This is a genomic window from Streptomyces sp. NPDC029122 (assembly GCF_055569445.1).
On record NZ_JBVHWK010000022.1, the window covers coordinates 122,845 to 134,301 of the forward strand.

Below are 11,457 nucleotides of genomic sequence, written 5' to 3' on the forward strand. Positions count from 1 at the left end.
GAAGGGAGATTCCATGAAGGTCGGAGTGCTCACCGGCGGCGGAGACTGCCCCGGACTCAACGCGGTGATCAGGGGCGTCGTCCGCAAGGGCACGCAGGAGTACGGATACGGGTTCGTCGGCTTCAAGGACGGCTGGCGGGGGCCGGTCGAGGGGGACACCGTCCCCCTGGACATCCCCGCCGTCCGGGGCATCCTGCCCCGGGGCGGCACCATCCTCGGCTCCTCGCGCACCAACCCGTTCAAGACCGAGAACGGCGTCCGCGCCATCAAGGAGAACCTCGCGAAGTTCGAGGTCGACGCGCTCGTCGCGATCGGCGGCGAGGACACCCTGGGCGTGGCCGCCCGGCTGTACGAGGAGTACGGCGTCCCCTGCGTGGGCGTACCGAAGACCATCGACAACGACCTCTCGGCCACCGACTACACCTTCGGCTTCGACACCGCCGTCGGCATCGCCACCGAGGCCATCGACCGGCTGCACACCACGGCCGAGTCCCACATGAGGGTCCTGGTCGTCGAGGTCATGGGACGGCACGCCGGCTGGATCGCCCTGCACTCCGGGCTGGCGGGCGGCGCCAACGTCATCCTCATCCCCGAGCAGCGCTTCGACGTGGACCAGGTCTGCGCCTGGGTGACCTCCCGCTTCAGCGCGAGCTACGCGCCGATCGTCGTGGTGGCGGAGGGGGCCATGCCCAAGGACGGGGACCTGGTCCTCAAGGACTCCGTCTCCCGGGACTCCTTCGGGCACGTCCGGCTGTCGGGCGTCGGCGAGTGGCTGGCCAAGGAGATCGAGGCGCGCACCGGCAAGGAGGCCCGTACGACGGTCCTCGGGCACATCCAGCGCGGCGGCACCCCGAGCGCCTTCGACCGCTGGCTGGCCACCCGCTTCGGACTGCACGCGATCGACGCGGTGCGCGACGGGGACTTCGGCAAGATGGTCGCGCTGAAGGGGACGGACATCGTCCGGGTGCCGATCGCGGAGGCCACCGCGAAACTGAAGACGGTCGACCCCGCGCTGTACGCGGAGGTCGGGGTCTTCTTCGGCTGAGCGGGCGCGGGCCACGGGTCGTATCGTGACGAAACGACCCGTGGCCGACCTGTGGGGAGCGAGCGTGGAGATCCTGGCCTTCGGAGTGACCGCCGACGAGGAGCCGCTCCTGGAGCGCGCCTTCCGGGAACACTCCGAGGGGCCGCACGAGGTCCGCTGCCTCGACGTCTTCCTCAGCGAGGACACCGCCCCCCTCGCCGCCGGGTACGAGGTCGTCTCCGCCAGCGTCAACGGCGATCTGAGCGGCCGGGTCCTGCGCATCCTGGCCGCCGGGGGCACCCGTATGGTGGCGCAGCGCTCCACCGGCTTCAACAACATCGACCTCGACGAGGCCCGGCGGCTGGGGCTGACCGTCAGCAGGGTCTCGTCCTACTCGCCGTACTCGGTGGCCGAGTTCGCCTGGGCCCTGGCCATGGCGGTGAACCGGCGGATCGTCCGCGCCTCCCACCGCACCCGGGACTTCGACTTCCGGCTGAACGGGCTGATGGGCCGCGACATGCACGGCCGCACGGCGGGCGTCCTCGGCACCGGCAGGATCGGCGAGGCCTTCACCCGGATCGCCCACGGCTTCGGGATGAACCTGCTGGGCTGGGACCTCGTGCCGAACCCGGCCTGCGTGGAGCTGGGCATGAGGTACGTGCACAAGGACGAGCTGTTCGCGGAAGCCGACCTGATCAGCCTGCACGTGCCGCTGCTGGAGTCCACGCACCACATCGTCGACGCGGCCGCCCTGAAGGCGATGCGGGACGACGTGGTGCTGGTGAACTCCAGCCGGGGCGGGCTGATCGACACGGAGGCCCTGGTCACGGAGCTGCGGGCGGGCCGCTTCACGGGGGTGGGCCTGGACGTGTACGAGGCGGAGGCGGGCCTCTTCTTCACGGACAGGTCCCTGGAGGCCGTCGCGGACGACATCCTGGCCCGGCTGGTCACCTTCCCGAACGTGGTGGTGACCAGCCACCAGGCGTACTACACCGAGGACGCGGTCGGACAGATCATCGCGACGACCGTCCGGAACGTGGTGGACTACCTGGCGGGCCGCCGCTCCGAGAACACCCTGGTCCCGGACCCGGCCTGACCCCCGCCCGCCCCCGGGCGCACCGGCCGGGCGGCGCCCGTCACCACGCGGACCATGCCGGACAGCAGCTCCGCGCCGCGCAGGGTGAGGACGGACTCCGGGTGGAACTGGACGCCCGCGAAGCCGCGGTCCGCGCAGCGCAGGGCGTGGACCTCGTCGGTGAGCGGGTCCCGGGAGACCTCCACCCCGTGCGCGGAGAGCTCCGCTTCCGCTCCGGCGTCGCACGCGGCGGTGTACGTGTTGTAGAAGCCCACCGTCTCCGGCGTGCCGAAGAGGTCGACCGTCAGCTGGGCGCCCTGCGCCGGCTCGGCCTTCCGCACCAGCGGCAGTCCCAGCTCCGCCGCGATCAGCTCGTGCCCGAGGCACACCCCCAGCAGCCCGCCGCGGTGGGAGGTGAGCAGGTCCCGCGCCAGCGCGCCCAGCATCCGCATCTTCGGGTCGGCGCCGTCCGCCGGGTTCCCCGGGCCGGGGCCGAGGACGACCGGGCCGTCCCAGGCCAGGGCGAGGGCCCGCAGCCCGGGGTCGTCGTAGCGGCGTACGGTCACCTCCAGCCCGGCCGCCCGCGGGCCCCCCGCTCTCAGGACGTGGGCCAGCATCGCCGTGAAGGTGTCCTCCGCGTCGACCACGAGGGCGTGCCCGCCCGTGGCGGCGGGCCGCTCCTGCATGCGGAGCCAGAACGGCGCCAGGTCCGCCCGCCGCGAGGCCAGGGCCGCCCGCACCCGGGGGTCGTCGGCCAGCCCGGCCGCCCCGGCGGAGGAGGCGGGCCGGGGCGCGGCAGGCCGTACGCCCAGCGCCGCGAGCACCCCGGCGGCCTTGGCGTGGGTCTCGGCCACCTCGCCCAGCGGGTCCGAGTGCCGGACCAGGGTGGCCCCGACCGGTACCCGCAGCACCCCGTCCGGGCCGATGTCGGCGGTGCGGATCAGGATGGGGGAGTCCAGGGTCTGGCCGCCGGCCGCGTCGAGGCCGAGCAGCGCCAGCGCGCCCGCGTAGTAGCCGCGGCCGCCGCTCTCGTACCGCTCGATCACCCGGCAGGCGTTCTGCACGGGCGAGCCCGTCACCGTCGCCGCGAACATGGTCTCCCGCAGGACCTCCCGGACGTCCAGCGAGGAGCGTCCGCGCAGCTCGTACTCGGTGTGCGCGAGGTGGGACATCTCCTTGAGGCGCGGGCCGACGACGGCTCCGCCCATGTCGCCGACCGTGCACATCATCTTCAGTTCCTCGTCGACGACCATCGACAGCTCCTCGGTCTCCTTGCGGTCGGCGAGGAAGGCGAGGAGGGACTCGGCGGTGGGGCCCGACTCCGGGTAGCGGTAGGTGCCGCTGATCGGGTTCATCACGACCGTGCCCCCGGACATCCGTACGTGCACCTCGGGGCTGGCCCCGACCAGGGTGCGGTCCGGAGTGTGGACCACGTACGTCCAGTACGCGCCCCGCTCGCCCTCCAGCAGCCGCCGGAACAGGGCGAGCGCGTCGGCCCGGCCGAAGCCGTCGACGCGGCCCTCGTAGGTGCGCCGGATCACGAAGTTCGCGCCCTCGCCGCGGCCGATCTCCTCGCGGATCACCCGCTCGACGGTGGCCGCGTAGTCCTCGTCGGGGACGTCGAAGCCGCCGCCCTCCACCCGTACGGCGTGGCCGGGGAGCGCGGCCAGCGCGGTGGCGAGCGGGACCTCGTACGCCTCCTCGGCGGCCAGCACGGCCAGCGGCGTGCCGTCGTCGCGCACGTCGAACCCGCGCTCGCGGATCTGCCGGAACGGCACGAGCGCGAGGGTGGGCAGCTCGCGTACGGGCAGGTCGGCGAGGCGGGCGGCCTCGCTGACCGGGCCGAGGAGCACTTCGACGGTGTCGTGGCGGCGGCCCGGGGTGCGCCGGCGCAGCAGCGCGAAGGGCGGGGCCGCGTCGTCGAGGAGCCGGCCGAGGTCGAAATCGGGCCGGGGTACGGAGTGGGTCATGGGGCGTCCTTCCGGTGGGGGTGTCGGAGGGAAGGACGGCCGTGTCCGCACACGGAAAAGGCCGCCCTCCGGGGGCGGCCTGCGTTTCGCTCGTGTCAGTGGGTACGCGAGAGGGGCGGGCCGCCGGGAGCGGGCCACCACCAGTTCAGGCTGGCATGCGCGTACATGGGAGGCACCCTAGCCCACCGGGCGGCCGTCCCGCCGCATCCCGTCTTTTCCGGGCATATGAACCTCGCATTCCGCTCTTCTCCGGCTCCGGGGCCTTCGAACGACACCGTCTCACCAGATGGGCGTCCGGCCGGACACTGCGAACGACGCCGTAATGTGTACGAGGTGACCGTGAACGCTGAAAACCACGCCCTCGCCGCCAAGGCGACCTGGCGAGACCTTCCCGCGGCGCAGCAGCCTTCGTACCCCGATGCCGAGGCCCTGCGCGCTGTCGTCGCGGACCTCGAGTCGTATCCTCCGCTCGTTTTCGCGGGTGAGTGTGACCAGCTGCGCGCCCGTCTGGGAGCCGTCGCCAAGGGCGAGGCGTTCCTGCTTCAGGGCGGCGACTGTGCCGAGGCCTTCGACGCCGTCTCCGCCGACCACATCCGCGCCAAGCTGAAGACCCTGCTCCAGATGAGCGCCGTCCTGACGTACGCGGCCTCCGTGCCCGTCGTGAAGGTCGGCCGCATCGCGGGCCAGTACTCCAAGCCGCGCTCCAAGGACACCGAGACCCGCGACGGCGTCACCCTGCCGACCTACCGCGGCGACTCCGTGAACGGCTTCGCCTTCACCGAAGAGGCCCGCGTCCCGGACCCGGAGCGGCTCAAGCGCATGTACCACGCGTCGGCGTCGACGCTGAACCTGGTGCGCGCCTTCACCACCGGCGGTTACGCCGACCTGCGCCAGGTGCACGCCTGGAACCAGGACTTCGTGAAGTCCTCCCCCTCCGGGCAGCGCTACGAGCAGCTCGCGCGGGAGATCGACAACGCCCTGAACTTCATGAAGGCCTGCGGCACCGACCCGGCCGAGTTCAAGGCGGTGGAGTTCTACGCCTCGCACGAGGCGCTGCTGCTCGACTACGAGGGCGCGCTGACCCGCACGGACTCGCGTACGGGCAAGCTGTACGACACTTCCGGCCACATGGTGTGGATCGGTGAGCGCACCCGCCAGCTGGACCACGCGCACATCGAGTTCTGCTCGCAGATCGCCAACCCGATCGGCATCAAGCTCGGCCCGACCACCTCGGTCGACGAGGCGCTGACGTACATCGACCGCCTGGACCCGGAGCGCGAGCCCGGCCGGCTGACCTTCGTCGTCCGCATGGGCGCCGACAAGGTCCGCGACAAGCTCCCCGAGCTGGTCGAGAAGGTCACCGCCTCCGGTGCGACCGTCGCCTGGGTCACCGACCCGATGCACGGCAACACCTTCGAGGCGGCCTCCGGCCACAAGACGCGCCGTTTCGACGACGTGCTCGACGAGGTCAAGGGCTTCTTCGAGGTCCACAAGGCGCTGGGCACCCACCCGGGCGGCATCCACGTCGAGCTCACCGGTGACGACGTCACCGAGTGCGTGGGCGGCGGCGACGAGATCTTCGTCGACGACCTGCACCAGCGCTACGAGACGGCCTGCGACCCGCGGCTCAACCGGAGCCAGTCCCTGGACCTGGCCTTCCTGGTCGCCGAGATGTACCGCGACCAGTAACGCGATCAGTAAGTAGCTTCCTCCGAGGATGGGGCGCGGATCCATGTGATCCGCGCCCCATCCTCGTACCCGGGTCTTTTAGGTCACCCTAACTTTGGGTACGGTTAGGTAAGCCTCACCGAATAGGGGATGGCCTGCCGAACCGTTCCGCACCAGGGAGGTGAACCGCGTGTACGTCTGCTCTTGCTTCGGGATCACCGACAAGCAGGTCAAGGAACACGCGGCTGCCGGGGCCTGCACCCCCCGCCAGATCGCCTCGGCCACCAAGGCCGGCACCGACTGCGGCTCCTGCGTGCGCACCATCCAGGGCATCCTCGGCCGCGGGGCCTGCCCCCGCCGGGAACTGCTGGAGAAGGGCAACGCCACGGCCGCCGTCCTGGCCGCCGACCCCGGACCGGCGCCCGCGCCGGAACTGGCCGAAGCCGCCTGAGGCCCCCCGGGCCGTCCCGGGAACGCTAGCTCGGCTGCTCGATGAGCTGCGCGATGTACAGCGCCTCGCCGAGGGACTCGATGAGTTCCAGCTGGGTGTCGAGGTAGTCGATGTGGTGCTCCTCGTCCTCCAGGATCTCCTCGAAGAGGCGGGCGGACGTGATGTCGCCCTTCCCGCGCATGACCTCGATGCCGCGCTTGAGGCGGTCGATCGCCTCGACCTCCACCTGCCGGTCCGCCTGGAACATCTCCGTGATCGTCTGTCCCACGCGCACGTGGAAGAGGCGCTGGTAGTTCGGCAGGCCGTCGAGCATCAGGATGCGCTCGGTGATCTTGTCCGCGTGCTTCATCTCATCGATGGACTCTTCACGCGTGTACTTGGCGAGCTTCGTCCATCCCTTGTTGTCCTGGATGCGGTAATGCAGCCAGTACTGGTTGATGGCCGTGAGCTCGCCGGTCAGCTGCTCGTTGAGGAATTCGAGGACCTCGGGGTCGCCCTGCATCGCAGAGGCTCCTTCCAAGCAATGTCAGCTAGTGACTGGGCAGTGCGCGCATCCTTGCACTGCCGTCCTGAGGCGTCCAGTAAGTGCCTCCTTAGTGGGAGTTGCCAGGACTTGCCTGAATCGGGTCGTACCTGGTCGTGACCACACCGCCACGTCTGTCACCATGGAGGCATGGGTCAGCCGGAAAGCCGGGAATCTCCGGGAGCAGAGCAGCTCGAGCTGCCTCCGGGGCAGCGGTTGCAGCGGGGTTGGCCCGTCACCCATTACGGTCCCGTGCCCAAGTTCAAGCCGGACCGCTGGGAGTTCCGGGTCTTCGGCGCGACCGCCGACGGTGAGAAGCACTGCTGGAAGCACGAGGAGTTCGCGGCCCTGCCGTTCGAATCGGTCGTGGCCGACCTGCACTGCGTCACCAAGTTCAGCATGCCGGGCGCCGAATGGGGCGGTGTGCTGGCGCGTACCGTACTGGCCCTGGCCCCGCCGGCCCCGCAGGTCACGCATGTGATGGTGTGGGCCGAGTACGGCTTCAGCTCCAACATGAGACTGGCCGACTTCGCCTCCGACCGGACCGTCTTCGCCACCCACATGGGCGGCGAACTGCTGACGGCCGAGCACGGTTTCCCGCTGCGGCTCGTGGTCCCGCACCTGTATGCCTGGAAGGGCCCCAAGTGGGTCCGCGGCGTGGAGTACATGACCGCCGACCGCCGGGGCTTCTGGGAGGAGCGCGGGTACCACAACATCGGCGACCCCTGGCGCGAGCAGCGCTACTCGTACCAGGAGGAACCGGGCGACGGTCCGGAGCTGTAGCTGGACTAGTGGTGGTACTGGTGGACCACCGCGTGGCCCTTGCCGCGGCCGATCATCCACTTGTTGACCGGGGTGGTGATCACGAAGGCGGCCGCCAGGGCGATCGCCAGGACGATCCAGAACAGCGGAGCCGACAGGTGCGCGTCCATCGCGCCCGGCCACAGGGCGATCACGCCGTTGTCGATCAGCTCCATGACGGCGATGGACAGGGTGTCGGCCGCCAGCGCCACCCGGACGGCCGAACGGAAGCCCACGCCGGCCGCGAGGATGCCGCGCAGGGTGAGCGCGTAGCCGAAGAAGAAGGCGAGGACGATCGCCAGGGCCATGGTCGGGACGTTCCCCCAGCCCAGGGCGGTGCCGATCACCATGCCGAGCACCTCGCCGATGGCGCATCCGGTGAGGCAGTGCAGGGTGGCCCGGGCGGCCATGGCCCAGCTGACCTCGCCGCCGTGGGCGTGGCCCTGGTGCGCGTCGTGGCCATCGTGCTCCGGTCCGTGGTGCTGGTGGTGCTGGTGCTCGTGGTGTGCGTGCTCCATGACAACCCCCTGAAGGCTTGAGGAAAACGCCGGTAGCGGTCCCGTCGACACGTCAGAACCGTATACCCCCTGGGGGTAATCCTCAACAGATCTTCAGCGTGTCAGTGCAGGTCCCGGAGCTCCTTCAGCAGCGCCACGTCGGCCGCGTGCCCCTCCTTGCCGCCCGGCGTCTCGATGACCAGCGGTACGCCGTCCGTCTCCGGGTGCGAGAACAGCTCGGCGAAGGCGTCCCGGCCGATGTGGCCCTGGCCGATGTTGGCGTGCCGGTCCTTGTGGGCGCCGACGCCCTCCTTGGAGTCGTTGGCGTGGATCAGCTTCAGCCGGCCCGCCCCCACCGTCTCCACCAGCAGGTCCAGCGTCTGCTTGGTGCCGCCGGGCTCCGCCAGGTCGTGCCCGGCCGCGAAGATGTGGCAGGTGTCCAGGCAGATGCCGAGCTTCGGGTGATGGTCCAGCGCGTCGAAGTACGGGCCGAAGTCCCAGGTGCGCGAGCACAGGGAGGAGCCCTGTCCGGCCGTGGACTCCAGCAGCAGGAAGGGGTCGTCCTCGTGCGTCAGCTCGTCCAGCAGCGGCAGCATGTGCTCCCTGACCTGCGCGTACGCGGCCTCGCGCGGTCGGCCCCCGGTCGCCGAGCCGGTGTGCACGACCACCCCGAGCGCGCCGATCTCCCGGGCCCGGCGCAACGAGTGCCGCAGGGAATCCACCGACTTCTCGACGGTCGACGCGGTGTGGGAGCCGAAGTTGATCAGGTACGGCGCGTGCACGTACGCCGGGACCGACTCCTCGGCGCACCGGGCGCGGAACAGCTCGTCCTGCGCCGGGTTCCCGGTCGGGGTGGCCCAGCCGCGGGGATTGGCGACGAAGACCTGGACGGCCTCGGCGCCCATCTCCCGGGCGTAGGCGAGGCCGACCGAAGCCAGCCCGCCGGCGACGGGGACGTGCCCGCCCACGGGATTTCGTATCACTGGCGGCTCAGAGCCCCTTGGTCTTGACGGTGATCGTGCTGCCCTCGGGGGCGCTCTGGCCGGCGGGCACCGACTGGGTGTCCACCGTGCTGCTGAAGGACAGGAAGGGGCGCTCCACCTTCACCTTGAAGCCCAGGGCCTCCAGGGTCTTGCGGGCGACGTCCACGTCCTGGCCGGTGACGCTCGGGACCTGGACCTGGCGCGGTCCCTTGGACAGGGTCAGGGTGACCGTGTCGCCCGCGGCGGCCTGGGTGCCGGCGGCAGCCGACTGGTTGGCCACCGTACCGGCGGGGGAGGGGGAGTTGACCTGGTCGGCGGCCGTCTCCACCTTCAGGCCGAGCGCCTCCAGCGCGGCCCTGGCCTGGTCGACGGACTTGCCGGTGACGCTCGGGACCTGCACGGGGCGGCCCTTGCTGACCAGGAGCGCGACCGCGGTGTCGGGGGCCCGCTTCTGGCCGCCCGCCGGATCGGTGCTGATCACCGAGCCCTGGGCGACGTCCTGACTGAAGGCCTGGGTGACGATGCCGGGGGCCAGCCCCGCCTTCGTCAGCTCCTCCTTGGCCGCCTCCAGCGGCCTGCCCTTGAGGTCGGGCACGCTGACCACCTCGGGGCCCCGCGAGACGACGATGACGACCGCGTCGTTGCCGCGGATCTGCTTGCCACCGCCAGGGCTGGTCTCCATGACCGTGCCCCGGTCGAAGGCCTCGCTGAACTTCCGGTCGACCTTCTTGACGCCCAGGCCGGCCGCGGAGAGCTCCGCCCGCGCCTGCGCCTCCGTCTTGCCGAGGAGGTTCGGGACCTTGGTGAACTGGCCGGAGTTGATGTACCAGACGCCGCCGCCGATGCCGAGGGCCAGCAGGATCCCGGCGATGACGAGGAAGATCCCGCGCCGGGGCGCCCGCCGGGGCGGGGCGGCCGGAGCCCGCTCCGGAGCCGGCGGGCGCTCCAGCCGGGAGGTGTGGTGCACCGGCCGGCTCTGCCCCACCGGGCGCGGGATCACGCTGGTGCGGTCCTCGGCGGCGGACCGCTCCTGCGCCCGGGCCTGCGGCGGTACGGCGTCCAGCTCGGCCTCGCTGAGCCGCGCCCGGGCCTCCCGGGCCAGGCCGAGCAGGGCGGCGGCGTCGTACGGGCGCAGCTCGGGACTGCGGGCGGCGGCGTGCGCGACCAGCTCGTCGAGCGCGGCGGGCAGGCCGGGGACGGCGGCGGACGGGGGCGGGACGTCCTCGTTCAGGTGCTGGTAGAGGACCTGGGCGGCGGTGCCGCCGGTGTGCGGCTTGGAGCCGGTGAGCATCTCGTACAGGACGACACCGCAGGCGTAGACGTCCACGCGGGTGTCGGTGACCCCGTCCTCGATCTGCTCGGGCGCGAGGTAGGAGACGGTGCCCAGGATCGAGCCGGTGGTGTTGGTGGCCGAGTCCACGGAGCGGACCAGGCCGAAGTCGGCGACCTTGACGCTGCCGTCGTCGCCGATCAGGACGTTCTCGGGCTTCATGTCCCGGTGGACGAACCCGGCGCGGTGGGCGGTGCCGAGGGCGGCGAGGACCGGTTCCAGGATGTCGAGCGCGGCCCGCGGCTGGAGCGCGCCGCGCTCGCGCAGGACGTCGCGCAGGGTGCAGCCGGAGACGTACTCCATGGCCAGGTAGGTGTACGGCCCGTCCGTGCCCTGGTCGAAGACGGCGACCACGTTGGGGTGGGCGAGGCGCGCCACGGACTTCGCCTCGCGGATGAAGCGGTCGACGAAGACGGCGTCGGCGGCGAGGTCCGGGTGCATGATCTTGAGCGCGAGGACCCGGTCGAGGCGGGTGTCGACGGCCCGGTAGACCGTCGCCATGCCGCCGGCCGCGATGCGGGCGTCTACGCGGTAGCGGCCGTCGAGCACGCGCCCGACGAGGGGGTCATCCAGGGTCGTATCCACCCGGCGATTCTACGAGGGCCCCCACCCCCGTCGGCCGGGGCGTCCACGCTTGCAGCGCGGTCGTGACATGGGGGCCTGCGGTTCGGGCCCGCCATCTCCCCCGCGAGGCGTGGGACGGGCCGGCGGCTGCCCCCCGCCTCCCCGTCTGCGGGCCGGTGGGTGGGGGAGCGGTGGCCCCTGGGGCGGTCTCAGTGAAGCTTTGGGGGTTTCCCGGCAGTCCCATCGTCCTTCCGGTGCGTGCCGGTCCCTCAAGGGCGCTCACTTCGTTCGCGTCACTGCGTGATCGCCTTCGGCGACCCTTGACCGACCGACCCGCCCCGGAATGCCGAAAGACTGCCGGGAAGCCCCCAAAAGAACGGTCACGGTCCAAGGGCAAGGGACGGGTCTCTCAGGGATGAGCCGAGGCGCCGGGCCGTGGCCGGCCGGGCATCCGGGCCCCTCGATCCCTGCCCAGGGCCGGGGGCCGGATGCCTGCACCACATGGTGACCAGATCCCCCTGCGGCGCCCCAGGCGCAGCAGACCACTACGCGCTCCTCTCGTTTTGGCGGC

The 11,457-nt window shown here is 71.4% G+C and carries 10 protein-coding genes; 5 read left to right on the top strand and 5 right to left on the bottom strand.

Annotated elements, in window-relative coordinates; all coding sequences use genetic code 11:
• The first annotated feature begins 13 nt into the window (after window positions 1-13).
• Together ACZ4WZ_RS24205 and ACZ4WZ_RS24210 are read left to right on the top strand one after the other, a co-directional pair.
• On the top strand, window positions 14-1,045 hold the full coding sequence (locus ACZ4WZ_RS24205) for a 6-phosphofructokinase (RefSeq protein ID WP_467893350.1): 1,032 nt from the start codon (window positions 14-16) through the stop codon (window positions 1,043-1,045).
• Between the two features lie 64 nt (window positions 1,046-1,109).
• On the top strand, window positions 1,110-2,120 hold the full coding sequence (locus ACZ4WZ_RS24210; protein ID WP_467893352.1) for a 2-hydroxyacid dehydrogenase: 1,011 nt from the start codon (window positions 1,110-1,112) through the stop codon (window positions 2,118-2,120).
• Here the strand turns inward: ACZ4WZ_RS24210 and ACZ4WZ_RS24215 are convergent.
• Complete coding sequence (locus ACZ4WZ_RS24215) at window positions 2,069-4,069, bottom strand: anthranilate synthase family protein (protein ID WP_467893329.1); 2,001 nt, start codon at window positions 4,067-4,069, stop codon at window positions 2,069-2,071. The genes ACZ4WZ_RS24210 and ACZ4WZ_RS24215 overlap by 52 nt on opposite strands.
• 324 nt (window positions 4,070-4,393) lie before the next feature.
• Here ACZ4WZ_RS24215 and ACZ4WZ_RS24220 point away from each other — a divergent pair, with 324 nt between their 5' ends.
• A complete protein-coding gene (locus ACZ4WZ_RS24220; protein ID WP_467893331.1) occupies window positions 4,394-5,758 on the top strand; it encodes a class II 3-deoxy-7-phosphoheptulonate synthase in 1,365 nt (454 codons plus the stop codon).
• 160 nt (window positions 5,759-5,918) lie between these two features.
• Window positions 5,919-6,188: a (2Fe-2S)-binding protein gene (locus tag ACZ4WZ_RS24225; RefSeq protein WP_467893332.1), complete on the top strand. Its 270-nt coding sequence runs from the start codon at window positions 5,919-5,921 to the stop codon at window positions 6,186-6,188.
• 25 nt (window positions 6,189-6,213) lie between these two features.
• Here ACZ4WZ_RS24225 and bfr read toward each other — a convergent pair whose 3' ends face one another.
• Window positions 6,214-6,690: a bacterioferritin gene (bfr, locus tag ACZ4WZ_RS24230; RefSeq protein WP_030037303.1), complete on the bottom strand. Its 477-nt coding sequence runs from the start codon at window positions 6,688-6,690 to the stop codon at window positions 6,214-6,216.
• A gap of 171 nt (window positions 6,691-6,861) precedes the next feature.
• Here bfr and ACZ4WZ_RS24235 point away from each other — a divergent pair, with 171 nt between their 5' ends.
• Window positions 6,862-7,494: a sulfite oxidase-like oxidoreductase gene (locus ACZ4WZ_RS24235; protein ID WP_388935544.1), complete on the top strand. Its 633-nt coding sequence runs from the start codon at window positions 6,862-6,864 to the stop codon at window positions 7,492-7,494.
• A gap of 5 nt (window positions 7,495-7,499) precedes the next feature.
• Here ACZ4WZ_RS24235 and ACZ4WZ_RS24240 read toward each other — a convergent pair whose 3' ends face one another.
• The 3 genes from ACZ4WZ_RS24240 to pknB form a co-directional block, all read right to left on the bottom strand.
• Window positions 7,500-8,030: a DUF4396 domain-containing protein gene (locus ACZ4WZ_RS24240; RefSeq protein ID WP_467893333.1), complete on the bottom strand. Its 531-nt coding sequence runs from the start codon at window positions 8,028-8,030 to the stop codon at window positions 7,500-7,502.
• A 101-nt stretch (window positions 8,031-8,131) separates the two neighbouring features.
• Window positions 8,132-8,989 carry a deoxyribonuclease IV gene (locus ACZ4WZ_RS24245; protein WP_467893354.1) on the bottom strand — a complete coding sequence of 286 codons (858 nt, stop codon included), beginning with the start codon at window positions 8,987-8,989 and terminating at the stop codon, window positions 8,132-8,134.
• A gap of 10 nt (window positions 8,990-8,999) precedes the next feature.
• On the bottom strand, window positions 9,000-10,907 hold the full coding sequence (gene pknB / locus ACZ4WZ_RS24250) for a Stk1 family PASTA domain-containing Ser/Thr kinase (RefSeq protein WP_467893335.1): 1,908 nt from the start codon (window positions 10,905-10,907) through the stop codon (window positions 9,000-9,002).
• Window positions 10,908-11,457: the final 550 nt, after the last annotated feature.

Bases quoted from the DNA above. Each gene is read 5' to 3' on its own strand.
- ACZ4WZ_RS24205 (WP_467893350.1), top strand. From the start codon at position 14: ATGAAGGTCGGAGTGCTCACCGGCGGCGGAGACTGCCCCGGACTCAAC.
- ACZ4WZ_RS24215 (WP_467893329.1), bottom strand. From the start codon at position 4,069: ATGACCCACTCCGTACCCCGGCCCGATTTCGACCTCGGCCGGCTCCTC.
- bfr (WP_030037303.1), bottom strand. From the start codon at position 6,690: ATGCAGGGCGACCCCGAGGTCCTCGAATTCCTCAACGAGCAGCTGACC.
- ACZ4WZ_RS24235 (WP_388935544.1), top strand. From the start codon at position 6,862: ATGGGTCAGCCGGAAAGCCGGGAATCTCCGGGAGCAGAGCAGCTCGAG.
- ACZ4WZ_RS24240 (WP_467893333.1), bottom strand. From the start codon at position 8,030: ATGGAGCACGCACACCACGAGCACCAGCACCACCAGCACCACGGACCG.